Below are 26,397 nucleotides of genomic sequence, written 5' to 3'. Positions count from 1 at the left end.
TTGAAAGTTGAGGACGCGTGCGAAATCCTCTCATCCGGGCATGAAGTCATGGTTAACAACTGCCTGTTTTTCCCGCAGGTGCGCACTACTTTAGTAGCCGAATCGGCCGTAAATCTTTGATTTCAGCCGATTGCCGGCCTATAAGGCCGCGCTTCACCCCGCATCCCCCGGGACGAATCCAAGAGATACCGCATGGCCGGCCATTCCCAATTCAAGAACATCATGCACCGCAAGGGCCGGCAGGATGCCCAGAAGTCCAAGCTGTTCAGCAAGCTGGCGCGCGAAATCACGGTCGCCGCGAAATTGGGAACCCCGGACCCGGCCATGAACCCCCGGCTGCGCGCGGCGGTGATCGCGGCGCGCCAGGAGAACATGCCGAAGGACAATATCGAGCGCGCCATCAAGAAGGCGATCGGCGGCGAGAGCGAGAGCTATGACGAGATCCGCTACGAGGGCTACGGCCCCGGCGGCGTCGCCATCATCGTCGAGGCGCTGACCGATAACCGCAACCGCGCTGCCTCCGACATCCGCTCCTACTTCACCAAGTCCGGTGGCAATCTCGGCGAAACCGGCTCCGTCGCCTTCATGTTCGACCGCACCGGCATCATCGAATACGACGCCAGCAAGGCCTCCGACGACGCGATGCTGGAAGCCGCGATCGAGGCCGGCGCCGACGACGTCGTATCCAGCGAAAGCGGCCACGAGATCTACGCCTCGCAGGAAACCTTCCGCGAGGTTGCGAAAGCGCTGGAAACGAAGTTCGGCGAAGCCCGCAAGGCGGCGCTGACCTGGAAACCGCAGAACACGGTCGCGGTCGACGACGAGACCGGCGAGAAGCTGTTGAAGCTGATGGACCTGCTGAACGAGCACGACGACGTGCAAAACGTCTACGCCAATTTCGAGGTCTCCGACGCGCTGATGGCCAAGATGGGCGGGTGAGGGCTGCATCCCGCTGTCGTCGCCCGGCTCGACCGGGCGATCCAGTATTCCAGAGGCCGTGGTATTGAGCCGAGAAGCCGCGGCGTACTGGATCCCCGCCTTCGCGGGGATGATGGGCGGAATACGCGGATGAGCCCGGCGGGGGATTTCCGTTCTCTTTATGTTTCGTTCACCCGGCTCTGGCGTTATCACTACGCCATGACATCCCCACCGATTCGCCACCCCGTCCGGATCATCGGCATTGACCCCGGCCTGCGCCGCACCGGCTGGGGCGTGATCGAGACTGAAGGCAACCGCCTCGTCTTCATCGCCTGCGGTTCCGTGGAGCCGCCGGACGATCTGCCTATAGCAAGCCGCCTGCTCGCGATCCATGAGGGGCTCGCCGCGGTGCTCGGCGATTTCAGGCCGGCGGAAGCCGCAGTCGAACAGACCTTTGTCAACAAGGACGGCGTCGCCACCCTGAAGCTCGGCCAGGCCCGCGGCGTCGCCATGCTGGCGCCCGCGATGTTCGGCATTGCCGTTGCGGAATACGCGCCCAATCAAGTGAAGAAGACCGTGGTCGGCGCCGGCCACGCCGACAAGAACCAGATCGCGGTGATGCTGAAGATCCTGCTGCCGAAGGCCGAGCCGAAATCCGCCGATGCCGCCGACGCGCTCGCGGTCGCCATCACGCACGCCCACCACCGCCAGAGCGCGGCGCTGCGGCTGAAGGTGGCGAGCGCATGATGAGTAGGTGCGGCGTAAGATGTGAGGAGAGCACGATAGTCAGGCTCCCTCCCCCCTTGCGGGGGAGGGTTGGGGAGAGGGGTAAGCCCCAGGCTCCGGCCGAAGATATGCGGCGTCAGTCTATATGTCAGGCTATCGAACAAGCGGCACCCCTCTCCCTAACCCTCCCCCGCAAGGGGGGAGGGAACCCCTTCGCCGGTGCGTCCCTCACTAATGTTGCTGCCGCCGTCCGTGCGAGTTGTCCCAATGATCGGTAAACTCAAAGGCCTCATCGATTCCTACGGCGAGGATTTTGTCATCCTCGACGTCGGCGGCGTCGGCTATCAGGTGCATTGCTCCTCGCGCACGCTGCAGGCGCTGCCGTCGCCCGGCGAGGCTGCGGTGTTGTCGATCGAGACCTACGTCCGCGAGGATCAAATAAAACTGTTCGGCTTCCGCACCGACGTCGAGCGCGAATGGTTTCGCCTGCTGCAGACCGTGCAGGGCGTCGGTGCAAAAGTGGCGCTTGCGGTGCTCGGCACGTTGCCGCCATCCGAACTCGCCAACGCGATCGCGCTGCGAGACAAGGCCGCGGTGTCGCGCACGCCGGGCGTCGGCCCGAAAGTCGCCGAGCGCATCGTTTCTGAATTGAAGGACAAGGCGCCGGCGTTCGCCAATGTCGATCCGGCCGTGGTGCATCTCGCCGGCGCCATCGACAGCGACCGCGCGCCCCGCCCAGTAACCGACGCGATCTCGGCGCTGGTCAATCTCGGCTACGGCCAGCCGCAGGCGGCCGCCGCCATTGCCACTGCCTCGCGCAGCGCGGGCGAGAATGCCGAGACGGCCCAATTGATCCGGCTGGGCCTGAAGGAGCTGGCGAAATAGACTATGTTCGCAACTGACTGATTAAGGAATGCGATCCCGCCATGTTGAGCGAAAAAGACCAGGAACTGATTGCCGCCGCGGTTGATGCGATCAGCCGGCGTTATCGCAACAGCTGGCAGGAGGTCGGTGCTGCCTTGCGCACCCGCGACGACCGCATCGTCACCGGCGTGAATATCGACGCCTATATCGGCCGGATCGCCGTCTGCGCGGAGGCGATCGCCATCGGCCGCGCCATCACGGAAACCGGCGATCGCGGCATCGAGACCATCGTCGCCGTGCGTCACCCCAAGCCCGGGGAGGCCGGCAAGATAGCCGTGGTCTCGCCCTGTGGCATCTGTCGCGAACTGATCCACGACTACGATGCAAAGGCGCGGGTCATCGTTCCCGATAGTGGCCGCGAGCCGAAGGTCGTCACCATCGATGAGCTTTTGCCCAACAAGTACCGGAGGGGCAACGAGTGAACACCCCCTCCCGCATCATCACTCCCGAGCGCCGTTCCGATGATGTCGGCGACACCGCGCTGCGCCCGCAATTGCTGTCCGAGTTCGTCGGCCAGGCGCAGGCGCGCAAGAATCTCTCGATCTTCATCGAGGCGGCGCGCAAGCGGGGCGAGGCGCTGGATCACGTGCTGTTCGTCGGGCCCCCTGGTCTCGGCAAGACCACGCTGGCGCAGATCGTGGCGCGCGAACTGGGCGTCGGCTTTCGCGCCACCTCCGGCCCCGTCATCGCCAAGGCTGGCGATCTTGCCGCACTTCTCACCAATCTCGAAGAGCGCGACGTGCTTTTCATCGACGAAATCCATCGCCTGAGCCCCGCGGTCGAGGAGGTGCTCTATCCCGCGATGGAGGATTTCCAGCTCGACTTGATCATCGGCGAGGGGCCTGCGGCGCGTTCGGTGAAGATTGATCTCGCAAAGTTCACGCTGGTCGGCGCCACCACGCGCGCAGGGCTGTTGACCAATCCGCTGCGCGACCGTTTCGGCATTCCGATCCGGCTGAACTTCTACACCGAGGAAGAGCTGGAGAAGATCGTTTCCCGCGGCGCCCGCGTGCTCAACATCGGCATGACGCCGGATGGCGCCAACGAGATCGCGCGCCGCGCCCGCGGCACGCCGCGCATCGCCGGCCGCCTGCTGCGCCGCGTGCGCGATTTTGCATCCGCCGCCGATGCCAGCTCCGTCGACCGTGCGATCGCCGATCACGCGCTGAGCGCGCTGGAAGTCGACGCCGCCGGCCTGGATGCCATGGACCGGCGTTACCTCACGACGATCGCGCTGAACTATGGCGGCGGCCCGGTCGGCGTCGAGACCATGGCGGCCGCGCTGTCGGAGCCGCGTGACGCCATCGAGGACATCATCGAGCCGTATCTGATCCAGTGCGGCTATTTGCAGCGCACCCCGCGCGGCCGGCTGCTCACCTCGCACGCGTTCCGCCATCTCGGCCTCGCCGAGCCCGCGCGCGATCCCGCGCAGTTCGGCCTTTTCGGCAACGGCAGTGACGACTGATCGCTTCGAACCCGATCACTCCGGCAATGCACTAACGGCGAAACAGCCGGCGCTTGAGCGGCCGGCTTGCTTGCAGTGGAGTGCAACAACAATGGCATCGACCGAAGACGCTGACATGCTTGCCCTCATCGCAGCGGCGCCGGAACTGGCGACGCCCGATGACACCGAAACGTTTCTCGACGCCATATCGATCTACGAACTCGCCTCGATGTGGGGCGCGCTGCAGCGGCTGAGCCGCCGCGACCAGACGGGCGCCGCGTGGTCGGCGATCCTTTACTTCGATCATCTGCCGCACAAGCGGCCGGACCGCGCGCTCGACCTCGCGCTTGAAGTGCTGCGCTCCGAGTCCGACAAGCCGACGGTGATGCAGCTCAACGACAAGTTCATGCTGTCGCTGCTCTATGCTCATGGCGCCGCCGTGATCGGCCGCATCGAGGCCGAGGCGAAACACAATACCGCCCTGCGCTGGCTGCTGGGCGGAATTCACTTCGGGCCCGATCAGCCGTTCACGCGCCGCATCGAGGCGATTGCCGACAGCAAAGCCTGGCGCGCCGACGATCGCGCGCGCCGGACGCCGAAGCGCTCGCTCGATTGCGAGGCAATGTCGGTAGCCGAGCTGGCGCGCGCCTGGGTCGAGCAATATTCGAAGTCCGAGCGCGACCGCGATGACAATTTCTTCACCATGATGGACTACGAACGTGATCTGCGGGAGGAGGATCCCGACAAGGCGATCGACCTCATCGTCGAGATCCTGAAGATCGAAACCAACCCGGTGTTGCTGTCGCTGCTCGCGGCAGGCCCGCTCGAGGATATCATCAGCATGGAAACCATCGAGCGCATCGAGCGCGAAGCTATCGCCAACAAGCGCTTTCGCGATCTCCTCGGCGGCGTGTGGTATTACCGCGCAGCCGCTGAACTGAAGGCAAGGCTGGATGCTCTGGTAGGACAGAACCGCTGGTGAGAAGCTGCTGGAGCTCTGCTGACGTTCTGCACAAAGGCACCGCAATTCGGGCTCAATCCGCCACCATGTTCGTGGTGCATCACGATTGGATCACATGTTAACACGCCGTCATTTCTTGAAGTCCATGGGTGGATTGGGCGCTCTGGGCGTCTCGACCACCGCATACGGGTTCTCAGCGCCGGTCGTCCGGCTTCGCGTCACGCGGTACGACCTGTCGCCGCCGCAATGGCCGGCAGGTCTCAAGCTGAGGATCGCCGCCATTGCCGATCTCCATGCCTGCGACCCCTGGATGTCGCTCGATCATATCGGTGAGATCGTCGCGCGCACCAATGCGCTCAAGCCTGACATTGTCGTCATGCTCGGCGACTACGTGGCCGGGCATCGCAAGGTGACGCGATTCATCCCTGACGCCGAATGGGCGGCCGTGCTGGCCGGATTGAAGGCGCCGCTCGGCGTTCATGCGGTGCTCGGTAATCACGACTGGTGGGAAGACAAGGAAGTGCAGCGCAACGGGCAGGGGCTGCCGAGCGCGGGCCTTGCGCTGGAAGCTGTCGGCATTCCCGTTTACGAAAACGACGCCAGGAAGCTCAGCAAGAACGGCCAATCGTTCTGGCTCGCCGGATTAGGCGACCAGCTCGCCTATATGCCGGCGCGTCGGTTCAGGCCCGGCCGGCGCATCGGCGTCGACGATCTAGGCGCGACGCTGGCGAAGATCACGGACGATGCGCCCGTGGTTCTGATGGCGCATGAGCCCGACGTCGCGCGGCGTGTGCCCTCGCGCGTCGCGCTGCAGCTTTCCGGCCATACCCATGGCGGCCAGGTGCGGATGCTCGGCTGGTCGCCGATCTCGCCGTCCGGCCAGCAACTCGCCTATGGCCACATCAAGATGAACTGCGACGTTGTCGTCTCCGGCGGCCTCGGCTGCAGCATAATGCCGTTCCGGCTCGGGGTGCCCCCGGAAATCGTGCTGGTGACGCTGGGGGCGGCAAGGCCGGCGGTGGCGTAGCCAACCCGCATCCTGTCGAGCTATATATTCCTCGAAGATCAGGGTGGCCGAGATGAGAATAGAGATTTCGATCGACGATCATTTATTTGCAAACGCGCGGCGATTCGCCGGGTTCGCTGATAAACCTGCTGTCGTGCGAATAGCATTGAAGGCGTTTGTTGAGCGCGAAGCCGGTCGTAGACTTGCGAAGATGGGCGGCTCTGATCCGAACGCAGAAGCGCCGCCACGCCGTCGTTTCTAGTCGCGCAGGAATAGATAGCTCAAAATGACCTCCTCCCTCGACGGCGAGATCCGCGACGGCCGCCATCACATGCAGGTCCGCGTTTATTACGAGGACACCGATTTTTCCGGCATCGTCTATCATGCCAATTACCTGCGCTTCATGGAGCGCGGGCGGACCAATCATCTGCGGCTGATGGGCGCGGCGCAGCACGCGCTGTTCGAACAGGCGCAGGAGGAGACGCCGGGCTTTGCCTTCGTGGTGCGCTCGATGCAGCTCGACTTTCTGCGGCCGGCGCGGATGGACGATGTGCTCGACGTCGTAACGTGGCCGGTCGCGGTGAAGGGCGCTTCCATCACGCTGGCGCAGGAGGTGCGCCGCGGCGAGGATATCCTCATCAAGGCCGAAGTGCGCGTCGCCTTCATCCGCGAAGGACGGGCGCAGCCGATCCCGAAATCGCTGCGGCTGTTGATGAAGGCCGATCTGGCGCCGGAGTAAATCTCGGATTGACTCTCTGTACCGATCGGTACAATGTCTCCGGAACCGCCACTCAGGAGAAGTGTCATGTCGCGTCCGCCGCTGCCGCCGTTCACCCGCGAAACTGCAGCGCAAAAAGCGCGCATGGCGGAAGACGCCTGGAATTCGCGCGATCCGGTGCGGGTGTCGCTCGCCTATACCGAGGACAGCCGCTGGCGAAACCGCTCCGAATTCTTCCAGGGCCGTGAGGCGATCGTCGAATTCCTCACCCGCAAATGGGCGAAGGAGCATGATTACCGCCTGATCAAGGATCTCTGGGCGTTCGATCAGAACCGCATCGCGGTGCGCTTCCAGTATGAGTGGCACGACGATGCCGGGCAGTGGCATCGCTCCTATGGCAATGAGCAGTGGGAGTTTGACGACCACGGGCTGATGCGCCGCCGCGAGGCCAGCATCAATGATATCGCCATCAAGGAGAGCGAGCGCCGCTTCCGCTGGCCGGCACCGGGCCCGCGCCCCGCCGACGTCGCGGGGCTGAGCGAGAACCCGCTATGATCAGATGCTGAAGAAAGGCGTCGAGCACGGGGAGGTGCTGCGCGCGCTCGGCGAGGTGTTTCGCGCGCATGGCTATGAGGGAGCCTCGCTGACGCTGATCACCGAGGCCACCGGGCTCGGTAAGGGCAGCCTCTATCATCTGTTCCCCGGCGGCAAAGAGCAGATGGAGGCCGAGGTCCTGGCCGATATCGACACCTGGTTCGAACTCAATATCTTCGCGCCCTTGCGCACCGCCGACGATCCCGCGCGCGCCATCGCTGCGATGATCGCGGGTGTCGATCAGTATTTCCATTCCGGCGACCGCGTCTGCCTGGTCGGGATGGTGGCACTCGGCGCGGCGCGCGACAGTTTTGCCGAAGCGGTCGATGGCTATTTCGCACGCTGGCAGACGGCGCTCGCCGCGCTGCTGCGGCGATCCCACCTGACGAACAGCCAGGCGCAGCGGCGCGCCGAAGATGCGCTCCTCACCATCCAGGGCGCGCTAGTGCTGGCGCGGGCGCGGGGCAACGCCAAGATCTTTCGCCGCGCGCTGAGCGATCTGACGGCGCGATTGCTGGCGCCGCCTGAGTGACCATTCGTAGTCCGGATGGAGCCAACGGTCGCGCGAATGCGCGCCCGATGACAGGCTCCGCGCAATCCGGGATAGCTCCGTATGTTGCGCGACGTCCGGATTTCGCTTCGCTCCATCCGGGCTACAGTTGCTGTGTGGCGCAAACACAAAATGGGTCCCGGCTCTGCGATGGATCACCGAAGGGGTGCTGCACCGCGTCCGGGACGCTCTTCGCTTTATGCCGCTGCCTTGTGCCGCGCGAGTTCGGCCTTGTACAATTCGAACTCCTCGGCGACCGCCTTTGCGATAGAGGGGCGGGCGCGCAGCCGCTCGTAATAGGCTTTCACCGCCGGCCACTTCGCCAGCTCGATCGGCGGCGTCGCCATTGTCCAGTTGATGATGGTGACGAGATAGGCATCCGCGACGCTGAAGTGATCGAGCAGGAATTCGCGGCCCTTCAGGTAATTCTCGAGATAGTCGAGCCGCGACAGGTTCTTGTTCAGCGCATAAGTCTTTGCGTCCTGCGGTGCCGTCTTGTCGAGCAGCGGCACGAACAGCGCCTTGTGCAGTTCGGTGCCGATGAAGCACAGCCATTGATGCAGGCGGCTGCGTTCCTCAGCCGATGTGGCCGAGATGCCGGCTTGCGGAAAACGGTCGGCGACATATTGCAGGATGGCGGCGTTCTCGGTCAGCACCTTGCCTTCGTCGGTGCGCAGCGTCGGCACCAGCCCGAGCGGATTGACTGTCCGGAAATCCGAGCCGTCCTTCTGCACCACCTTGGTCTTGGGATCGACTTCGAGATAATTGGCGTCGACGCCGGCTTCGTACAGCGCGATCCGTGTCGCCAGCGAACAGGCCAGCGGCGAGAAATACAGGTCCATGGGAGCCTCCTTGGCGGTTGATCAATCGGGCCGACGTCAAGGCGGCCAGGATTGATTTTTATACTGTTCCGCATAATATAAGCCCGGTCAAGGAATTTTTTGCGAAATGGTACAAAAAAATAAGAAGCCCCCGGTCCCCCGAATTGATGCCCCTGTCCTGCCCAAGCGGCGGGGCCGCCCGCGCGCCTATGAGCCGGACGTTGCGCTCGGCAAGGCCCTCGACCTCTTTCGGAAGGACGGTTTTGCGGCCACCTCGCTCGACGATCTCTCCGCGGCCACCGGCATGAACCGGCCGAGCCTCTATGGGGCGTTCGGCGACAAGCGCGAACTCTTCATCAAGAGCTACCGTCGCTATCGCGACGACGCGCGGGTTGCGATGGGCGATATCTTCAGGAACGAACTGCCGATCCGAAAGCGCCTGGAACGCATCTATGCGGTGGCGCTCGACATCTATCTGTCCGGCGAATCCGGTCCGCGCGGCTGCTTCACGGTAATGACCGCAGCCTCCGAGGCGGTACATGACCCCGATATCCGCGCGATGGTGCTAGAAGGCTTTGCCGAGCTCGACAAGGCCTTTGCGGTCTGTTTCCGGCTCGCCCAGGAAAAGGGCGAGCTACCGGCGAGCGCCGACGCGGCCGTGCTGGCGCAACTCGCCTCCGCCACCATTCACACCATCGCCATCCGCGCCCGCGCCCAGGTGCCGCGAAAGGAACTGGAGGCAATCGTCAACGGCGCAATCAACGTGATGATCGGGACGGCGGGATAGCCTGCGCGTCGTCCCTGCGAAAGCATCGTGTTCGCGGGGACGACGATAGAGTTCTAATACCCGCGCTCGCGAACCACGACATTCTCCAGCGTGCCGCCGTCCTCAAACCGCGCGATCTGGCGCGCGACGTATTTCGATATCTCGTCGGGATCGGTATCGGCGGCGTTGTGCGGGGTCAGCACCACTTTTGGATGGGTCCAGAACGGGCTGTCGGCAGGCAGCGGCTCGGTGGCATAGACGTCGAGCGAGGCGCCGCCGAGCGTGCCGTCGTCGAGGCATTGCAAAATGTCGGCCTCGTTCTGCAGGCCGCCGCGGCCGGCATTGATCACGACCGGCGCGCCAAGCGGACTCGTGCGATTCAGTTTCTCAAAGAGCCCGCGATTGAGAATGTGCCGCGTCTCCGGCGTCAGCGGCAGGAGGCACACCAGAATATCGGTCCGCCGCAAAAATGCCTCGAGCTGTGCTTTGCCGTGAAAGCATTCGATGCCGTCGATCGTTCGCGGGCTGCGGCTCCAGCCCGCGACACGAAAGCCCAGCCGCCGCACTGCGTCGGCGGCGTCAGCACCAAGCGTGCCGAGCCCCATGATGCCGACAGAGATCGCGCCCGCTGCCCATTGTGATTTCGGCGCCCAGCGTTTTTCGCGCTGCGAATGCCGCAAGTAGGGCTCCTGCCGGTGGTGCATCAAGACATGCAGCACGACATATTCGGTCATCCGCGCGGTGAGGTCGGTGACGGCGACGCGCACCAGCGGCACGTCGGGCAATGAGCGATCGGCCATCAGCGCATCGACGCCAGCGCCGAGATTGAAGATGACACGCAGGTTGGGGAAAGCGGCGAGTTCGCCCGGATGCGGCTTCCACACCGCCGCGTAATGCACATCGGCCGGATCGAACGACGCATCCGGCAACAGCAGCACAGACCGCCCCGCGCAAACCTCATCGAACCGGCTCTTCCAGCGCCGCGGCGACCAGTTTTCGGTCCCGCCATGCACCAGCAGCGCGAGCGCACCTTTCGTCATTGCCATTCCTTTCGCGTCGCCAACTCGGCGTGACCCGCCTCACATCGCGGACCGAACCGTTTCTCTAGCCTCCTTTCATCCGACAAGGGAGACCTTCCATGCACAATCTGCTGGCGATCCGCAAATCCGTCATCGTGGCCGTGATGGTCTGGCTGGCGCCCGCCCACCAGAACAATCGCCGCGACTTCGGGCCAGCCAAGGTCGAGGCCGTCAGATGAAAACGCTCAGATGCATCTTTCTTATTCTCGGTGTGTGCAGCCTTTGTTCCAAGGCCATTCACGCCTACAGGCATTTCAATCCGCCGCCACCGCCGATTGTAGGTCCCTGACGGCAGCCGGAACATTTTCAAAATTTCTTCGACGCGCCTGTCGGCTCCGGGCATAATCGTTCGTCATCAAGACAACGGAGATGCCTGTTTCCATGCTTTACGCCATCCTTTGCTATCACGACGAAGACACCGTCGGTTCCTGGACCAAGGAACAGGACGCCGCGGTCATGAAGAAATTGTCTGTCGTGCAGGACAAACTGACCAAACAGGGCCGGCTCGGTCCGGTGGCGCGGCTGTTACCGACCACGGCGGCGACCACGCTGCGCAAGGACGATCCACCGCTGGTGCTCGACGGCCCCTATGCCGAAACCAAGGAACAATTGCTCGGTTTCTATCTCGTCGACTGCAAGGACCTCGACGAGGCGCTCGGCGTCGCGCGCGAGCTCGGCGCGGCTAATCCCGGCGGCGCCTATGAGATCCGTCCCCTTGGCCACTTCACGGCGGGCAGCGTGCAGCCATGACCGATACCGCCTGGATCGATGCCGCACTGACTTCGGCTCGCCCCCAGGCGGTCGGCGCGCTACTGCGCTATTTCCGTAACCTCGATACCGCCGAGGAAGCTTTTCAGAACGCCTGCCTGCGGGCGCTGAAGAGCTGGCCGCAGAACGGCCCGCCGCGCGATCCCGCGGCGTGGCTGATCATGGTCGGGCGCAATGTCGCGATTGACGATATCAGGCGCGGCAAGAAGCAAACGCCGTTGCCGGAGGACGAGGCGATCTCCGACCTCGACGACGCCGAGGAGGAGCTTGCCGAGCGGCTCGACGGCTCGCATTACCGCGACGACATTCTGCGGCTGTTGTTCATCTGCTGCCATCCGGAGCTGCCGGCAACGCAGCAGATTGCGCTCGCGCTGCGCATCGTCTCAGGCCTGACGGTCAAGCAGATTGCGCGCGCCTTCCTGGTCTCGGAAGCCGCGATGGAGCAGCGCATCACGCGGGCGAAGGCGCGGGTGGCGGACGCCAATGTGCCGTTCGAGACGCCGGGCGCAGCCGAGCGGTCTGAACGCCTCGCTTCCGTTGCCGCGATGATCTACCTGATCTTCAACGAGGGTTATTCGGCGAGCGGCGATACCGCCGAGATTCGCAAGCCCCTGTGCGAGGAGGCGATCCGCCTGGCGCGGCTGTTGCTTCGGCTATTCCAGAGCGAGCCGGAGATCATGGGGTTGACGGCGCTGTTGCTGCTGCAGCATGCGCGGACTGATGCGCGGTTCGATGCCGATGGCGAGGTGATCCTGCTCGACGACCAGGACCGCTCGAAATGGAATAAGGCTCTGATCTCCGAGGGGCTGGCGCTGATCGACAAGGCTATGCGCCATCGCCGCAGCGGGCCTTATCAGGTGCAGGCCGCGATCGCAGCGCTGCATGCCCGCGCCGAAAAGCCCGAGGACACCGACTGGACCCAGATCGATCTGCTCTACGGCGCGCTCGAGATCATGCAGCCGTCGCCGGTTGTGACCTTGAACCGCGCGGTCGCGGTATCCAAGGTGAAGGGGCCGCAAGCGGCGCTCGACATGATCGAGCCGCTGGCGGCGCGGCTGTCGAATTATTTTCATTTCTTCGGCGTGCGCGGCGCTTTCCTGATGCAGCTCGGCCGCAACGACGAGGCGCGCACAGCCTTCGACCGGGCCATCGCGCTGGCGAATACTTCGGCCGAAGCCGCCCACATTCGCATGCACCTCGACCGCCTGCAGCGCGACAGCCAGCCCCGCGGCAAAAAGGCGGGCAAGTAGCCTCGTTCTTCCTTCTCCCCTTGTGGGAGAAGGTGGCGCGAAGCGCCGGATGAGGGATCTCTATCCGCGGAAAGAATCCCTCATCCGTCGCGCTGCCGCTTCGCGTCAGCGATCCACCTTCTCCCACAAGGGGAGAAGGGAAGAAGTGAGCGCCATCGAAAAATTTAGCGCCGCCTGTCGGCTTTCACCTCCCTCGTTCGTCTTGAATCCGAACAGCCATTCAAGACAATGGGGATCACCATGACTGTCATCGCCGAGACTGCGCCCGTCTCAAACCCGGCACGCTGGCTGGGCCGCATCCTCTCCGGCCTCGTCATTCTGTTCCTGATGATCGACGGCGCCATCAAGCTGGTGCCGTGGCCGGTCGTCACGGAGACCATGGACCGGATGGGCTACGGTTCAAGCGAGGCGCTGATGCGCGGCCTCGGCGCCATCACCATCGTGTGCACCGTGCTCTACGCCATTCCGCCGACCTCGATCCTCGGCGCGATCCTGCTCACCGGCTATCTCGGCGGCGCAATTGCCTCGCATGTCCGGATCGGCAGCCCTTTGTTCACGCACACGCTGTTCGGGCTCTATCTGGGCCTGATGCTGTGGGGCGGGCTGTGGCTGCGCGACAAGAACCTGCGCAGCCTGGTCCCCTTTCGCCGCTGACTAGCTTTAACCGATTATTCGAGGAGCCCGACATGCTGGAAGTCATTGCCATTATCGCCGTCATACTGGCGATTGCCATCGCCATCGTGCTCATTCTCGCCGCGACCAAGTCGAATACCTTGCGGGTACAGCGCGCAGTCAGCATCAAGGCGCCGGCGGAAAGACTCTTTCCGCTGATCTCCGACTTTCACCAGTGGCGAAGCTGGTCGCCCTACGAGCAGAAAGACCCCGCGATGAAGCGCACCTATAGCGGTGCGGAGAGCGGCAAGGGTGCGGTCTATGCCTGGGACGGCGACAAGAATGTCGGTTCCGGCCGCATGGAAATTCTCGAGGCCCTGGCGCCGTCGAAAATCGTCATCAAGCTCGATTTCTTTACGCCGTTCGAAGGCCACAACACCGCCGAGTTCACAATGCTGCCGCAGGGCGATGGCACCCATGTCACATGGCTGATGCATGGTCCGGCGAACTTCATGTCCAGGCTGATCCAGGTGTTCATGAACCTGGATCGCATGATCGGCAGGGATTTCGAAGCCGGTCTCGCCAACCTGAAGACGCTCACCGAGAAATGAGTGTTGCCGCGCTCGTGTCCCGGACGCGGTGCGACGTGCAACGCCGCTCCGCAGAGCCGCGACCCAACTGATGGACCCCGGAACAGCAGCGCATCACTTTGTGCTGCGCTGCATCCGGGGAACGCCGTGACTGACTAAAACAAACCAAGGAGGCCACGATGCAGGTCAATCCCTATCTGTTCTACAACGGCAATTGCGAGGAAGCGCTCAACTATTATCAGAAGGTGCTTGGTGCCCAGATCGAGGCCAAGATGCCTTATGGCGAAGGGCCCGCCGACATGCCGGTCCCGGCGGACTGGAAAACGAAGATCATGCATGCCCGCATCACCATCGACGGCGAGGTGCTGATGGCGTCCGACGCCACACCGGGCGATTATCATCAGCCGCAGGGCATCTCGGTTGCGTTGGCGGTCGAGGATCCCGCCGACGCCGAACGCCGGTTCAATGCGCTCGCCGAAGGCGGCACGGTCAGGATGCCGTTCGGCAAGACCTTCTTCTCCAACGGTTTTGGCATGTGCATCGACAAGTTCGGTATTCCCTGGATGGTGAACTGCCCGAAGGAAGGCATGTAATCGGATTCGTAGGATGGGTTAGGTGAAGCCGTAACCCACCGGCCGAACCAGCCGAGCATCGAGACTTCGGTGGGTTAAGCGGAGTTTATCATCGGGCGCGCTCGCGCGACCCGTTGGCTAACCCACCCTACGATTGCTACCTGCACCTTGGATAGATCGCCGCCAGGTCACGCCCGCGCAACAGCAGCAGCCGCGACGTCAGTCCACCGTGACGGCTGATCCAGTCGCGCACCGGCGCCGGATAGGCTGCCTGCACCGCGCGCGAGGCTTCCGGCTCGGCATAAATCCGGCCGCGGCCGTCGATCGACCGTGCGGCGTGAAAGCCGAGTACCGCGCGCCGCGTCACGCAGATGCGCTCGGCCGGCACTGTCATCAGCACCAGCGTGCAGGCCGACAGGCATGGCCCGTCGATCACCACGCGCTCCCCGGTCTCGCGCACGCGATCGAACAGCTCGAGAAATGGCCCGACCTGTCCGCCGGGGCTGGCGAGAATGCGAACCTCGGCCCGCACCGGCATGATCGCGGCCGACAGCGCGGCGGCGACAACGAATAACTTGATGACCGGCCTTCGCATGCGCGGCTCCCTCGTCAGCACTGCCCTCGCGGTCAGGCTACGCTGGGACATGTGGCAAGGTTTCGTCAAGCGTCCGGACCGGAGACGCCGCCTTTCGTGAAGGTTGCCATCCCAGCCTGGCAGGCGAGCGCGGCGCGCGGCACTAGGAACACAGGGTGCAACGTGACCTTTCCACGGTAGCTGCACGAGCGAGACGCGGAACCGGCCCTTCACCTCTACCCATTTACGGTCGCTGAGAAGGTCAGCGTTGTTCTATCGAAATGGTCGCGTAGCCCAGCGGAACGAACACTGCAGCCCTTCGTTGAGTGTCTCATGGATCATCTTTTCCTCAGCACTATCTGCGCGAGCGTTTTACTGCTCGTAACAGCGTTCGCACTGGGAACGCCGAGCTTGAAGCCGGATGCGCCACCGGAGAAGGCGGTGTTGCTGCACCGCGGCGCGCTGAATGTTAACCTCCCTCCACGAGCCCGTAATGAGAGGCCGCCAGCCAAGGTGGCTATTACGGGGCTCTGATCCGCACGCCAAGCAGCATAGCCACCGAGCAGCTACCCGTTCCGCCGCTGGCCGCGCAGCGTCGGCAGACCGATGCCGGCGGCGTCGAAGCCGCCGTCGACGGCGAGGATTTGCCCCGTGATGTAGCTCGAGCGATCGCTGCACAGGAAGAAGATCGCTTCCGCCAGTTCCTCTTCGAGGCCGTAGCGATTGAGCGGAATGGCGGCGTGATAGTCGGCGCGGATTTCCGGCGTGTGGACCTGTTTTGCCATCGCGGTCTCGACCGGGCCGGGCGCCACGGCGTTGACGCGAATGCCGAGCGAAGCCAATTCGACCGCGAGCTGTTTGGTCAGATGTGCGAGCCCCGCCTTGCTGGTGCCGTAGGCCGAGCGCAGCGTGGAGGCGCGCACCGCCGAGATCGAGGTGATGTTGACGATCGCGCCGCCGCCAAATTCGCGCATCAGGGGTGCTGCCGCCTTGGTGCACAGGAACGGGCCGGTGAGGTTGACCTGCAGGATGCGGCTCCAATCTTCATCTGACGTGTCGAGCAGGGGCGCGAACACCGCGATGCCGGCATTGTTGATCAGCGCGTCGAGCCGGCCGAAGCGTTCGCTCACCGCCGTCACGGCGTTCGCCACCGCCTTGGCGTCGGAGACGTCGCAGTGCAGCGCTAGTGTGTTGTCGGGGTCGGTGAGCTCGGCAACCGCGCCGCGCAGCAATTCGCCCTCGATGTCGAGCAGCGCCACCTGCCAGCGCTCGGCGAGAAAGCGTTTCGCCGTCGCAAGCCCGATGCCGCGCGCGGCGCCGGTGACGAGAGCAACTTTTTGCGGGGAGGGGGGCATGGGCAGGTCCGCTTGCGAGAGAGAAGATTTCCCGCTGCTATAACCTATGCCTTGTCCCGTGTCCCGGGGGTAGAGCCTAGGCGTTTAAACAACAAAGGTCACGCTGCGCGCATTAAGGAATGGGAAAATCGCCGCGGGACCCGATGGGAGAATTTCGATGCTGGCAATCGCTGATCAGGACAATCCCCGGGAAGCCTGGCGGCCGGGCGTAGAAACCCGCATGGTGACGTCGGCCGCGAATGGAGCGGCGCAGCTATGCATCTTCGAGCAATGGGTCGCGCCCGGCGCCGGCGCGCCGACACATTCGCATCCGGTTGAGGAGGTGTTGACGGTGCGCGAGGGCGAGTCCGAAATGTGGATCGATCAGGACCGCGCCATTGTCAGGGCCGGGCAGTCGCTGATCGTTCCGGCCGGCCGCAGGCACGGTTTCCGGAACTGCGGCAACGCCATGCTCCACATCCATGCCGTGCTGGCGTCGCCGGTGTTCGAGGCGACGATGGAGGGCGCGGCGGAGATAACGCGGCGGTGGGACGCGTCACCCTGAGGGGCGCCTCTATTTAACCGCAGTCGCTTTTCCCCTTGCCACCACGCGCTCATACGCTGCCTGCAATCGCTCACCGACCGACGGTCCCGTTCGCCTGCGCCGCTTAACGCCGAGATGGCTCTCGCGCAATTCGTCCATGAACTCGGCCCACATCTTCGGTCCACCCTCGCTGAGCAGCCGCGCGCGGATGCCGAGCTCCTCGCTGACGGGAAGATACTTGTAACCCCAGGCCGCCATCTGCGCGAGAACGGGCAAGAGCTCGATACCTTGCTCGGTCAGCGAATAGATTCCCTTTTGCTTGTGCGTGGGATCGTCCTCGCGGGTGATGATGCCCTCGTCGAGCAGGGTCTTCAGCCGGTCGGCGAGAATATTGGAGGAGATGCCTTCCTCCGATTTGGTCAATAGCTCGCGAAAATGCCGCCGGTTGCCGAACATCATGTCGCGGATGATCAAAAGGCTCCATTTGTCGCCGAGCACTTCCAGCGAGAGATTGATCGGGCAGCCGGAGCGCCGGGCATCGGTCATGGTCGTCTCCAAGGCGGGCGCCAAGCGCCCGCAAAAACCGCTTGCAATATTGCACCAGATGTCCCAGGATACAACCAGTTGCAATTCGCAATCGGTCAAGGGAGAGATCGCAATGGCGAAGTTAATCATGTGGAATCTGATGACGCTGGACGGCTTCGTTGAAGGCCCTAACCGCGACATCTCCTGGCATTCCGACGTCTGGGGCGAGGAACTCGAGCAATTTTCGATCGAGCAACTGAACGCTGCCGGCGGATTGCTGTTCGGCCGCGTCACCTATGAGTTGATGGCCAGCCACTGGCCCAAGGCGACCGGCGAAGTCGCCGATTTCATGAACGCCGCGCTAAAATACGTCTTCTCGCGCACGGTGAAGAAATCCGACTGGAACAACACGCAGATGTTCAGCGCCGATGTGCCGGAGACCGTGGCGCGGCTGAAGCGCGATAGCGCCAAGGATATTTTTCTGTTCGGCAGTGCCGATCTCGCCAGCAGCCTGATCCCGCACGGCCTGATCGACGAGTTCCGGATCGCGGTGAGCCCGGTTATCCTCGGTGGCGGAACGCCGCTGTTCAGGCCGGGTGAAAAGGTCAAGCTCAGGCTGATCGACAGCCGGCCGTTGTCGGTCGGCATCGTGATCCTGCGCTATGTGCCGGCGCCAGGGCAATAATGTCGGCGTCACTAGGCGCGGATCGTCTTGCAAACGCCAAAGGAGTTTCCATGTCGCTTACGCTGTATTTCCATCCGCTGGCCTCGTTTTGTTGGAAGCCGCTGATCGCGCTGTACGAGTATAATATTCCGTTCCGGCCGAATCTCGTCGATCTCGGCAATCCGGCCGAGCGCGCCGCGCTGCTGAAACTGTGGGGGATCGGCAAATTCCCGGTGCTGCGCGATGATACACGGGATCAGACCGTGCCGGAATCCAGCATCATCGTCGAATATCTCGATCAGCATTATCGCGGCCGTACGCGATTGATTCCTGAAGACCCCGCCCGCGCCTTGCAGACCCGGCTGCGCGACCGCTTCTACGATCTCTATGTGCATCTGCCGATGCAGAAGATCATGCTCGACCGGTTGCGGCCGGAAGGGAAAAGCGATCCTCACGGCGTCGAGGAGGCGCGGGCGCAGTTGCGCACGTCCTATGCCATGATCGAGCAGCAGATGGAAAACGGCGGCTGGGCGATGGGCGAGGATTTCACCCTGGCTGATTGCGCGGCAGTGCCGTCATTGTTCTACGGCAGCATGGCGGTGCCGTTCGGCCAAGCGAAGAAAAACCTCAGCGCCTATCTCGAGCGGCTGAAGGCGCGCCCCTCCGTCGCGCGAGTCTTGAGCGAGGCCGAGCCGTATTTCCAGATGGTGCCCAAGGAGCCTTGAGGAGCGTTGAATGGCCGAAGCGAGCAGAGCGAACACCGTCCGTGCGATTTTCGCAGCCTATCTTTCGAACGATCGCAGGTTCGTCGAGAATGCCCTCAGCGACGAGTTCCGCTTCACCAGTCCGTTCGATGATAACATCGACAAAGCGACTTATTTCGCGCGCTGCTGGCAGAACAGCGACTGGATCGAACGCCACGAGTTGGAACGAATTTTCGTCGAAGGCGATGAAGCCTTTGTGACTTACCACTGCGCGGCCAAGGGCGGAAAGAGCTTCCGCAATACCGAATTCTTCGTCTTCGACGGCGATAAGGTGAAGCGCATCGACGTCTATTTCGGCGCGGCCTACCAGGACGGCAGGTTCGTCAGGCAGCCGGGGTAGCGCACACCTGCTTTCCCCGGACGCGGTGCGGCGCGAAGTGCCGCTTTGCAGGGCCGCTGTCCGGGTCAAGTGCCGCCGGCGCCGATGGGCCCGGTTCTGCGCGCATCAAGCCAAGCAGCTTGCCGCGCCGCACCCCGGGGGCACGAGCACAATTACCTCGAAAATAATTTTTACCGATATGTCGGTGGCGTAGAACGCCGCTCGTCTTGTTGACGAAGGCCGACGCGACGGTGGCCGGCCCGAACGACCGAAACGGAGTGCGACGATGCGATTCATGGTGATTGTGAAGGCCAGCAAGGATTCGGAAGCAGGCGTGATGCCGAGCACGGAACTTCTGACCGCGATGGGCAAGTTCAACGAGGAGTTGGTCAAGGCCAGTGTCATGGAAGCGGGCGAGGGCCTGCATCCGACCTCGAAGGGCGCGCGGATCAAGTATGGGACCGGACAGAGCAGCGTCAGCCGCGGTCCGTTCGCTCTGAGCAGCGATCTCGTCGCCGGATTCTGGCTGATCAACACCCAATCGCTGGACGAAGCAATCGACTGGATGAAGCGCGCCCCCTTCCTCGAAGGCGACGAGATCGAAATCCGCCAGGTGTTTGCGGCGGATGATTTCGGCGAAGCGCTCACGCCCGAACTGCGCGAGCAGGAAGAGCGCCTGCGCGCGCAGGCGGCGAAGAAATAATTCTCCCGTCATTCCGGGATGGTCCAAAGGACCAGACCCGGAATCTCGAGATTCTCAGGTGCGCAATTGCGCACCATAGTTCGATGTTTCGCATCCTCCCGGAATGACACCAGAACAAGGACCCACCATGCGATTCATGATGCTGATGATCCCTCTCGGCTACGAGACCGCACCGCCCGACGTCCAGCTCGATCCCGAGCGCGTCAAGGCGATGATGCAATACAACGAGGCGCTGAAGGACGCCGGCGTCCTGATCACGCTCGACGGGCTGCATCCGCCGTCGATGGGCGCGCGGGTCTCGTTTGCCACCGGCAAGCCTGTGGTAACCGACGGTCCCTTCACCGAATCCAAGGAAGTACTCGGCGGCTACTGGATGATCGACGTCAAGTCGCGCGAGGAGGCGATCGCCTGGGCAAAGAAATGCCCGGCCTCCGCGAACGAGATCATCGAGATCCGCCAGGTGCAGGAGATCGCGGATTTTTCCGAAGAAGTGCAGGAAGCCGCCGCCGGGTTGGCCGAGCTGCGAAAGGGCTCCGCACGCCGTTAAGTCGATAGTCAATCGATAGTCAATCGCCGATCCGTCAACCGCAAGGGAGGAGAAACCTCATGAGCACCAAAGATACGTTCCTCGCAGTGTTCCTCGGCAGCAAGACCAGTGCAAAAATGGCCACCTGGAATGCGCTGCCCGAGGCTGAGCGGCGCGCCAAGGAGCAGCAGGGAATGGCGGCGTGGAAGGCTTGGGTCGAAAAGCACCAGGCGGCGATCGTCGCCATGGGTGGCCCGCTCGGCAAGACCAAGAAGGTCGATTCAAACGGTATTGCTGACATCGCCAACGAGATGGGCGCCTTCACGGTGGTGCGGGCCGACTCACATGAGGCGGCCGCGAAACTGTTCGAGAACCACCCGCATTTTTCGATCTTTCCCGGCGATCGCGTGGAGATCATGCCGGTCCTCCCGATCCCGGGCGGTTAAGAAGTCGTCCGGAATTTGCGCCGCCCCGCACGCCGTTAAGGTTGCTGAACGCTCTTCCTCGGCGCTAGTGACCTTTGCGGCCGGCTCATGTAAAAGCCTTTCACATGAGCTGGCGCAAGGAACAGGGCCGCGGCGAGCGCGGCTACCATCACGGCAATCTGAAAGAGGCGCTGCTGCAGGCAGCACTTGGCCTGATCGCCGAAAAAGGCGCCGCCGGTTTCACCTTCGCCGATGCCGCGCGGATGGCCGGCGTCAGCCCCGCCGCGCCGTACCGGCATTTCCGCGACCGCGACGAATTGCTGTCCTCGATCGCCCAGCGCGGCTTCGAGCAGTTCGAGGCGATGCTGACGCAGGCTTGGGATGATGGCCGCCCCGACACCGTCACGGCGTTCGAGCGGGTCGGCAAGGCCTATCTCGCCTTCGCACGCAACGAGCCGGCGTACTATTCAGCGATGTTCGAATCCGGGATTCCAGTCGATTCCAACCCCACATTAATGGCTGCAAGCGAGCGCGCATTCGCCATTATCCGCGCCGCCGCCGAGCGGCTGGCGGCGATGACGCCGCCGGGAACCCCGCGGCCGCCGGCGATGATGATGGCGCTGCATATCTGGTCCATGGCGCACGGCGTGGCCTCGCTGTTCGGCCGAGGCGATGCGGCGCGGCGCAAATTGCCGATGTCGCCGGACGAACTTTTGGAAGCCGAAGTGCTGATTTATCTGCGCGGCCTCGGCTTCCCGACCGACCGCCGGGCATCCGATCAAAAGCCCGCAGGCCCCCCGCCGGTGCCGCCGGCTGGCGGCCCTTGGGGAACCCCGAAATAATTTTAGAGGGTGCGGCCAGCCGCCCGCTTGACAAAAATGCGGGATGGTTTAGGTATGTAAATGTTATTTACATTCACAACGGCGTGATTGCCGTCATGGAGAGGGAAATGGCCTACACCGCAGATGTCAATCGATGGCGCGGCCCGACGGAACAGACCTATCGCCCGCATATGCTTGAGAGCCCCTGGCACCCCGGCTGGATTGCCGTGACTATCCTCGGCTTCATCATCTGGTGGCCGATCGGTCTTGCCCTCCTCTTTTTCACACTAGGGAGCAGAAAAATGGGTTGCTGGAGCCACGGAGACCGCTGGCAGAACAAGATGGAGCGAATGCAGTACAAAATGGACCGTATGCGCGACCGCATGGAGCGCCGCGGTTTTGGCGGCTTCGGCTTCGGACCGCCGTCGAGCGGCAACCGCGCCTTCGACGAGTACCGCATGGAAACCCTGCGCCGGCTCGAGGAAGAGCAGGTCGAGTTCAAGAATTTCCTCGACCGCCTGCGCCACGCCAAGGACAAGGAAGAGTTCGACCAGTTCATGGCGCAGCACAAGCAGCGTCCGACCCCGCCGAATGACCAGCCGCAGCAGGGCTGATCGTCGACAGCAGAGTTCAGCCGCAGGCGTGATGCCCCCATGATGCCTGATGGCAATACAGCCGCCCATCTGCGACACGCAGGTGGGCGGCTTATTGTTGTGGCCACCTTGGCTTTCTCTGACGAGGCGCGTTGAATTCGTCCCGTGCGATCGATGGATCATCGCTGTCTGCTAAGATGGCCACTTACACGCCACTTCAATTTTTTTCCGGACGCTATCCAATCCGGCGAGTTGGAACGTCGCTACTTGGCCGATGCCCGGCCTGTCGAACACGCCTATCTTCAGCCGTGCGCCTTCTGGTAACGACCGCAGAAGTCCGACTGCATCACCTTTGTAACTGGCCCTCTTTCCATCTGCGGAAAGAGTCCAGTGCTGCCTGACAATGGGTTGGTCGTTGATCTGATAGTCGACTTGAATTTCGTTGGCACGCGACGCGTGCCACGCTCCCTCCGTGTAAAGCGACAGTTCAGTACGGGCTCCAGGACAGCGAACAGCCAGGGTGCTTGGTGCATCCTTCGCGCTGGACGTTGAGTGGATCACCGCCGTGATCAGAGGGGAGTAATCCACGGGGGAAGTTGTTTCACTTATGATCCAGGCTGTATCGGCAAGCTGATCTCGAGCGCTTCCGATGGTCAGTTCTTTTTGCGGCATAGGTGCGGCCGCTTCGGCATCGCCGGGCTGCAACGCTTCCACCTGATTGGAACCGTCCTTGGTATCCGCTTTCTGTTGCGGGGCCGATTCCGGGCTGGCAGGCGTCACCGGTTTTGCGACCTCCGCAGTGGCGGGCCGCAGTCGTGTCTTCAATGATCGAGTAGGTGGAAGGGGAATGCGAGATGTCTCGACTTTCGCCGGGATCATGGTCGATTGCGCCGTTTTCGTGCCGGGATAGGCCGGAGTGGACGATTTTTCGATCGCCGGCGCGATCGCGGACTTGATTTCGGTTATGGCAGAATCAGTCCTGAATAACGCAGGCTCCGGTTCAATCGGCCGACCGGCGGCCGCTCGATCGAAACAGCCGAATCCATTCGTGGCCGTGCATCCTTCGATGTTCGTTTGCGGCGGTGAAAGACAGCCACAACCAGCTAAGGTCGCGGCCAGCGCGTAGGTAAGAAACGCCCTCACGCCATTCCTCCTTAGAGGCTGGGTCCCGCGCGCAATTCTTGCTGCGTTACAATGTTGGTGCTGATCGTCTATCTTTTGTGCAAGATATTAATCGCTCATTAAGCGTCCGGCATTCGCCGCGCGAAGCTCTTGCATGGTTAATGTTTTCGCCACCCTATGGATCGAACAAGCGGGAGGGCGATCCACTGTCTGAGGCGTCAAGATACTTTCTGAGAGCTTCGCAGGGACTTCTGGAAGCGAGCGCAAGAATCGATGCACGGGCAGCACCACCGGGGAGAACGGCCATGATCCCAAACGGAATTGCACCAGTCGACCAGCTTTGGCGCGCGATCCGGCGTGAAACCGAGCGCGTCCGCGCGAGCGATCCCGTGTTTGGCGCCTCGCTATCGGCCACCATTCTCAATCATGCGAATTTCGGCAGCGCGGTTTCCCACCAGATTGGCGAGCAGCTCGGAAAAAGCCCGGCGGATCGCCGGCGATTTGGGTGCCTCGCCCGTGAGGCTTTCGCGGCCTCGCCCGATCTGATCGACGCGGCCAGCCGCGATCTGCAGAGCATCGCCGTTCACGATCCCGCGACTACGGCGCTGCTGCCGCCGCTGTTGAACTTCAAGGGATACGTCGCGCTGCAGGCTTGGCGCGTCTCCAACTGGCTCTGGCGCGAGAGGCGCAGCGATCTGGCGCTGTTGTTGCAAAGCCTGTCGTCCGATCAGCTTCAGATCAGCATTCACCCGACCGCATCGATCGGCACGTCGGTGTTTCTCGATCACGCCACCGGCATCATCATCGGCGCCTTCGCCGTGATCGGCGACGAGGTGACGATCCTGCAGAACGTCACCATCGGCCGAAAACATTCGGCGCCGGACCGCGCGCCAAAGATCGGCAGGGGAGTGTTGCTCAGCGCCGGATCGAGCATTCTCGGCAACGTCAGCGTCGGCGACTTCGCCAAGGTCGGCGCCGGCGCACTCGTCGAGCATGACGTGCCTGCTGGCTGCACTGCCGTGGGCGTTCCCGCACGGCTGACGAATTGCCCGGAGCAGGTTTCCGTCTGAGCGCGCATGGAAACCGGGCACCGCAAATGATAGTTCCGTAGGGGCAAAGGCGCGACAGCGCCGTGCCCACTATCCATGACCGATTTGGGCTGCTTGATGGTGGGCACGCGGAGCCTGTCATCGGGAGCGCGTTCGCGCGACCCGGTGGCTTTACCCAGCCTATCGACTGCGAAAGGTCTACCGCACCATGGCGCCGTAGACGATGTTCTGGACCTGCTCGCGGTAGTACTTCCGAAGTTCGCCAGGCGCCGCCGTTCCCACGACCACGACGAGGCGCTCCTTCGGGTCGCAGAAGAACTGCGTGCCATAGGCGCCATTCCAGGTGAATTCGCCAGGATTGCCCGGAACCGAGGATAGACCCTCGCTGGTGCGCACGGCCACGCCAAGGCCGAAGCCAAAGCCACCACGATGCGGCTCAATATTGGCGACGTTGTTCTTGATCTCCGGGCCAAGGTGGTTGGAGATCATGTGGTGCACTGTCTTGGGTCCGAGAATGCGCTGGCCGTCGAGCTCGCCGCCATTGAGCAGCATCTGGCCAAAGCGGACGTAGTCGCCCACGGTGGCAAACGCGCAGGCCCCGCCGCAGTCGAACTTGGTTGGCGTGTCGAGAAGCTTGATCGCCTGCGGCTTGCCCGTCAGCGGATCGTTGGGAAATGGCCGGGCAAGACGCGCGCGCTGCGCCTCCGCGGGGTGGAACGTGGCGTCCTTCATGCCGAGCGGTTGCCACACATTGCCGGACAGGTAGTCGCCAAGCCGCTGCTCGCTCACCTTTTCAACAACCGCGCCGAGCACATCGATCGAGAAGCCGTACTCGAAAACCGTCGCCGGTTGGTGGGCCAGCGGCAGCTTGGTGATGCGATCGATGAACGCCTGCGTATCGCCCTCGACCGCCGGCGCCGTCCCGTCCGGGTACTGACGCGCTACCGGGCTCGAGCTGTCCGGGCGTCCCCCATACATCAGGCCCGATGTATGTCGATAAAGGTCGTGGATGTAGATCGGTGAAACCTGCCCGTCGAGCTTCAGCGAACCATCCGCCTGCGGGACGCCGACCTTCATCTCGGCAAACGCGGGATAGTAATCCGCAAGCTTTGCCTGAAGCGGCAGGCGGCCCTGTTCCATAAGTGTCAGGCCCGCGACGGCGGCCATCGGCTTGGTCATGGAAGCAAGCGCGAACACGGCATCTAACGGCATCGGCGTGCCTTTGGTCGGATCAAGCTGGCCGTACGCCTTGTATTGCACGAGCTTTCCGTCGCGAGCTATCGCGACGACAGCGCCGGGCACACGCTTCGCGGCGATCTCGCGGGCAAAAAAATCGTCCAGGCGCGCCAGTCCCTGCTGCGAAAATCCAACGTCATCCGGCTTTGCCTCGGGCAGCGGCGCGGCATTGGCCGCATTGGCAGCGATGCCGACTACAACCGCTGCGGCCATCATTAATGGCTTCATCGTCTTCTCCCTGAATGCGGTTCAGGCCCGCATGATTGTTTATGTTTTGGAGCCCCATGTTAGATCACGCCTGTATGAGCGACAAGGCGAGCGCGCGAGCAGGGCATTCGTTATGCCGTCGCAAGAACTGTTCTCATCGGGCAAATCACCAAAAGTCTGTTCAGGCAACCGTAGCCCGAATGAGCGAAGTCGGGAAAGTGTGTCCCCGCATATCGCTTGCGGCTCATGCGGGCCACGATTCATCTCCTCCTGCGAGCTGATTTGCCTTACGCACAAACACAATTTGATGCAGCCACCTGCGGTAAGCTAACCCGAGGAGCAAATCAGTTCGGATTTTCCGAAATCGTGTCAAGCCCAGGAATCAAAAAGAATCAAAAATATTCCGCTTAACATGATGGCCAAATCAGCCGCATAACTCCGCCCGTCTCACGGCAGATGAGGGGCGCTTCGCGATCGTCACGAACGTGCGGTGAGATGCGATGGACGCTGATGACGCGAAAGATGTACGCGCCGAAAGCGTACGGTGAAATCGTGTGGTTCTGGCGCCGCGGTGCTGGCGTTAAGTCCGAGAGAAGCGAAGCTTCTCGGAGGCGACGGTGGCAAGAAAGCCGTTCACCGGGAAGAGCACGAAGTAAGCCGTAAAGCCATTGCGCAGGGAAGGCCGGGATGCT

General features: G+C 62.8%; 34 protein-coding genes. 27 read left to right on the top strand and 7 right to left on the bottom strand.

The window, feature by feature from the left end; all coding sequences use genetic code 11:
- The first annotated feature begins 192 nt into the window (after nt 1–192).
- From HCN58_RS18855 to HCN58_RS18805, 11 genes are all read left to right on the top strand, one after another.
- Nucleotides 193–939, top strand: coding sequence for a YebC/PmpR family DNA-binding transcriptional regulator (locus HCN58_RS18855; RefSeq protein WP_171580882.1), 747 nt, complete (start codon nt 193–195; stop codon nt 937–939).
- Between the two features lie 198 nt (nt 940–1,137).
- Nucleotides 1,138–1,665, top strand: coding sequence for a crossover junction endodeoxyribonuclease RuvC (gene ruvC / locus HCN58_RS18850; protein WP_171581194.1), 528 nt, complete (start codon nt 1,138–1,140; stop codon nt 1,663–1,665).
- A gap of 246 nt (nt 1,666–1,911) precedes the next feature.
- Nucleotides 1,912–2,529 (top strand): Holliday junction branch migration protein RuvA, encoded by a 618-nt coding sequence (ruvA, locus tag HCN58_RS18845; protein WP_171580881.1) that lies wholly within the window; start codon nt 1,912–1,914, stop codon nt 2,527–2,529.
- 41 nt (nt 2,530–2,570) lie between these two features.
- Entirely contained in the window at nt 2,571–2,990 is a 420-nt protein-coding gene (locus HCN58_RS18840) for a cytidine deaminase (protein WP_171580880.1), read from the top strand.
- Entirely contained in the window at nt 2,987–4,033 is a 1,047-nt protein-coding gene (ruvB, locus tag HCN58_RS18835; protein ID WP_171580879.1) for a Holliday junction branch migration DNA helicase RuvB, read from the top strand. Before HCN58_RS18840 ends, ruvB begins: the two co-directional genes overlap by 4 nt.
- 91 nt (nt 4,034–4,124) lie before the next feature.
- Nucleotides 4,125–4,994 carry a DUF6869 domain-containing protein gene (locus HCN58_RS18830; RefSeq protein ID WP_171580878.1) on the top strand — a complete coding sequence of 290 codons (870 nt, stop codon included), beginning with the start codon at nt 4,125–4,127 and terminating at the stop codon, nt 4,992–4,994.
- A gap of 94 nt (nt 4,995–5,088) precedes the next feature.
- Nucleotides 5,089–6,000 carry a metallophosphoesterase gene (locus HCN58_RS18825; protein ID WP_171580877.1) on the top strand — a complete coding sequence of 304 codons (912 nt, stop codon included), beginning with the start codon at nt 5,089–5,091 and terminating at the stop codon, nt 5,998–6,000.
- A gap of 52 nt (nt 6,001–6,052) precedes the next feature.
- Nucleotides 6,053–6,241: a type II toxin-antitoxin system VapB family antitoxin gene (locus HCN58_RS18820; RefSeq protein WP_171581193.1), complete on the top strand. Its 189-nt coding sequence runs from the start codon at nt 6,053–6,055 to the stop codon at nt 6,239–6,241.
- A gap of 24 nt (nt 6,242–6,265) precedes the next feature.
- Nucleotides 6,266–6,718, top strand: coding sequence for a tol-pal system-associated acyl-CoA thioesterase (gene ybgC / locus HCN58_RS18815; RefSeq protein ID WP_171580876.1), 453 nt, complete (start codon nt 6,266–6,268; stop codon nt 6,716–6,718).
- A gap of 66 nt (nt 6,719–6,784) precedes the next feature.
- Nucleotides 6,785–7,252 carry a nuclear transport factor 2 family protein gene (locus HCN58_RS18810; RefSeq protein WP_171580875.1) on the top strand — a complete coding sequence of 156 codons (468 nt, stop codon included), beginning with the start codon at nt 6,785–6,787 and terminating at the stop codon, nt 7,250–7,252.
- 4 nt (nt 7,253–7,256) lie between these two features.
- On the top strand, nt 7,257–7,823 hold the full coding sequence (locus HCN58_RS18805; RefSeq protein WP_171580874.1) for a TetR/AcrR family transcriptional regulator: 567 nt from the start codon (nt 7,257–7,259) through the stop codon (nt 7,821–7,823).
- A 215-nt stretch (nt 7,824–8,038) separates the two neighbouring features.
- Here HCN58_RS18805 and HCN58_RS18800 read toward each other — a convergent pair whose 3' ends face one another.
- A complete protein-coding gene (locus tag HCN58_RS18800) occupies nt 8,039–8,683 on the bottom strand; it encodes a glutathione binding-like protein (RefSeq protein ID WP_171580873.1) in 645 nt (214 codons plus the stop codon).
- Between the two features lie 106 nt (nt 8,684–8,789).
- Here HCN58_RS18800 and HCN58_RS18795 point away from each other — a divergent pair, with 106 nt between their 5' ends.
- On the top strand, nt 8,790–9,449 hold the full coding sequence (locus HCN58_RS18795) for a TetR/AcrR family transcriptional regulator (protein ID WP_171580872.1): 660 nt from the start codon (nt 8,790–8,792) through the stop codon (nt 9,447–9,449).
- Between the two features lie 53 nt (nt 9,450–9,502).
- Here the strand turns inward: HCN58_RS18795 and HCN58_RS18790 are convergent, their stop codons facing one another.
- Nucleotides 9,503–10,468 carry a 2-hydroxyacid dehydrogenase gene (locus HCN58_RS18790; protein WP_171580871.1) on the bottom strand — a complete coding sequence of 322 codons (966 nt, stop codon included), beginning with the start codon at nt 10,466–10,468 and terminating at the stop codon, nt 9,503–9,505.
- 420 nt (nt 10,469–10,888) lie between these two features.
- On the opposite strand from HCN58_RS18790, the gene HCN58_RS18785 reads away from it, so the two are divergent.
- From HCN58_RS18785 to HCN58_RS18765, 5 genes are all read left to right on the top strand, one after another.
- Nucleotides 10,889–11,257, top strand: a complete 369-nt coding sequence (locus tag HCN58_RS18785; RefSeq protein ID WP_171580870.1) for a YciI family protein — start codon at nt 10,889–10,891, stop codon at nt 11,255–11,257.
- Nucleotides 11,254–12,525, top strand: a complete 1,272-nt coding sequence (locus HCN58_RS18780) for an RNA polymerase sigma factor (protein WP_171580869.1) — start codon at nt 11,254–11,256, stop codon at nt 12,523–12,525. The genes HCN58_RS18785 and HCN58_RS18780 overlap by 4 nt, the downstream gene beginning before the upstream one ends.
- Before the next feature lie 240 nt (nt 12,526–12,765).
- Nucleotides 12,766–13,179 (top strand): DoxX family protein, encoded by a 414-nt coding sequence (locus HCN58_RS18775; protein ID WP_171580868.1) that lies wholly within the window; start codon nt 12,766–12,768, stop codon nt 13,177–13,179.
- A 32-nt stretch (nt 13,180–13,211) separates the two neighbouring features.
- On the top strand, nt 13,212–13,748 hold the full coding sequence (locus tag HCN58_RS18770; protein ID WP_171580867.1) for an SRPBCC family protein: 537 nt from the start codon (nt 13,212–13,214) through the stop codon (nt 13,746–13,748).
- A gap of 158 nt (nt 13,749–13,906) precedes the next feature.
- Nucleotides 13,907–14,320 (top strand): VOC family protein, encoded by a 414-nt coding sequence (locus tag HCN58_RS18765; RefSeq protein ID WP_171580866.1) that lies wholly within the window; start codon nt 13,907–13,909, stop codon nt 14,318–14,320.
- 136 nt (nt 14,321–14,456) lie between these two features.
- Here HCN58_RS18765 and HCN58_RS18760 read toward each other — a convergent pair whose 3' ends face one another.
- Nucleotides 14,457–14,894 carry a hypothetical protein gene (locus tag HCN58_RS18760; protein WP_171580865.1) on the bottom strand — a complete coding sequence of 146 codons (438 nt, stop codon included), beginning with the start codon at nt 14,892–14,894 and terminating at the stop codon, nt 14,457–14,459.
- A 545-nt stretch (nt 14,895–15,439) separates the two neighbouring features.
- Nucleotides 15,440–16,228, bottom strand: coding sequence for an SDR family NAD(P)-dependent oxidoreductase (locus HCN58_RS18755; RefSeq protein ID WP_171580864.1), 789 nt, complete (start codon nt 16,226–16,228; stop codon nt 15,440–15,442).
- Between the two features lie 157 nt (nt 16,229–16,385).
- Here HCN58_RS18755 and HCN58_RS18750 point away from each other — a divergent pair, with 157 nt between their 5' ends.
- Nucleotides 16,386–16,772 carry a cupin domain-containing protein gene (locus HCN58_RS18750; RefSeq protein WP_171580863.1) on the top strand — a complete coding sequence of 129 codons (387 nt, stop codon included), beginning with the start codon at nt 16,386–16,388 and terminating at the stop codon, nt 16,770–16,772.
- Between the two features lie 9 nt (nt 16,773–16,781).
- On the opposite strand, the gene HCN58_RS18745 is transcribed toward HCN58_RS18750, so the two are convergent.
- Nucleotides 16,782–17,297, bottom strand: a complete 516-nt coding sequence (locus HCN58_RS18745) for a winged helix-turn-helix transcriptional regulator (RefSeq protein ID WP_171580862.1) — start codon at nt 17,295–17,297, stop codon at nt 16,782–16,784.
- Nucleotides 17,298–17,409: 112 nt separating this feature from the next.
- Between HCN58_RS18745 and HCN58_RS18740 the strand changes: the two genes are divergently transcribed.
- The 8 genes from HCN58_RS18740 (at nt 17,410) to HCN58_RS18705 (ending at nt 22,112) form a co-directional block, all read left to right on the top strand.
- Nucleotides 17,410–17,961 carry a dihydrofolate reductase family protein gene (locus HCN58_RS18740; protein WP_171580861.1) on the top strand — a complete coding sequence of 184 codons (552 nt, stop codon included), beginning with the start codon at nt 17,410–17,412 and terminating at the stop codon, nt 17,959–17,961.
- A gap of 50 nt (nt 17,962–18,011) precedes the next feature.
- Nucleotides 18,012–18,665, top strand: a complete 654-nt coding sequence (locus HCN58_RS18735; protein ID WP_171580860.1) for a glutathione S-transferase family protein — start codon at nt 18,012–18,014, stop codon at nt 18,663–18,665.
- A 10-nt stretch (nt 18,666–18,675) separates the two neighbouring features.
- The gene (locus tag HCN58_RS18730) at nt 18,676–19,044 is read left to right on the top strand and encodes a nuclear transport factor 2 family protein (protein ID WP_171580859.1); all 369 of its coding nucleotides are present in this window, start codon (nt 18,676–18,678) and stop codon (nt 19,042–19,044) included.
- Nucleotides 19,045–19,309: 265 nt separating this feature from the next.
- Complete coding sequence (locus HCN58_RS18725; protein ID WP_171580858.1) at nt 19,310–19,726, top strand: YciI family protein; 417 nt, start codon at nt 19,310–19,312, stop codon at nt 19,724–19,726.
- Nucleotides 19,727–19,853: 127 nt separating this feature from the next.
- Entirely contained in the window at nt 19,854–20,273 is a 420-nt protein-coding gene (locus tag HCN58_RS18720) for a YciI family protein (protein ID WP_171580857.1), read from the top strand.
- 59 nt (nt 20,274–20,332) lie between these two features.
- Entirely contained in the window at nt 20,333–20,698 is a 366-nt protein-coding gene (locus HCN58_RS18715) for a YciI family protein (RefSeq protein ID WP_171580856.1), read from the top strand.
- A 104-nt stretch (nt 20,699–20,802) separates the two neighbouring features.
- Nucleotides 20,803–21,519 carry a TetR/AcrR family transcriptional regulator gene (locus tag HCN58_RS18710; RefSeq protein ID WP_171580855.1) on the top strand — a complete coding sequence of 239 codons (717 nt, stop codon included), beginning with the start codon at nt 20,803–20,805 and terminating at the stop codon, nt 21,517–21,519.
- Nucleotides 21,520–21,626: 107 nt separating this feature from the next.
- The gene (locus HCN58_RS18705; protein WP_171581192.1) at nt 21,627–22,112 is read left to right on the top strand and encodes a DUF2852 domain-containing protein; all 486 of its coding nucleotides are present in this window, start codon (nt 21,627–21,629) and stop codon (nt 22,110–22,112) included.
- A gap of 171 nt (nt 22,113–22,283) precedes the next feature.
- On the opposite strand, the gene HCN58_RS37130 is transcribed toward HCN58_RS18705, so the two are convergent.
- Nucleotides 22,284–23,234 carry a type VI secretion system-associated protein TagO gene (locus HCN58_RS37130; RefSeq protein WP_171580854.1) on the bottom strand — a complete coding sequence of 317 codons (951 nt, stop codon included), beginning with the start codon at nt 23,232–23,234 and terminating at the stop codon, nt 22,284–22,286.
- A gap of 284 nt (nt 23,235–23,518) precedes the next feature.
- Here HCN58_RS37130 and HCN58_RS18695 point away from each other — a divergent pair, with 284 nt between their 5' ends.
- Nucleotides 23,519–24,283 (top strand): serine acetyltransferase domain-containing protein, encoded by a 765-nt coding sequence (locus HCN58_RS18695; RefSeq protein ID WP_171580853.1) that lies wholly within the window; start codon nt 23,519–23,521, stop codon nt 24,281–24,283.
- Between the two features lie 177 nt (nt 24,284–24,460).
- On the opposite strand, the gene HCN58_RS18690 is transcribed toward HCN58_RS18695, so the two are convergent.
- Complete coding sequence (locus HCN58_RS18690) at nt 24,461–25,726, bottom strand: serine hydrolase domain-containing protein (protein WP_171580852.1); 1,266 nt, start codon at nt 25,724–25,726, stop codon at nt 24,461–24,463.
- Between the last annotated feature and the right edge of the window lie 671 nt (nt 25,727–26,397).

Origin of the sequence: Bradyrhizobium australiense (assembly GCF_013114825.1) — a bacterium.
In the GTDB taxonomy this organism is placed as follows: Bacteria; Pseudomonadota; Alphaproteobacteria; order Rhizobiales; family Xanthobacteraceae; genus Bradyrhizobium; species Bradyrhizobium australiense.
This window is presented reverse-complemented; position numbering and strand designations above follow the sequence as displayed.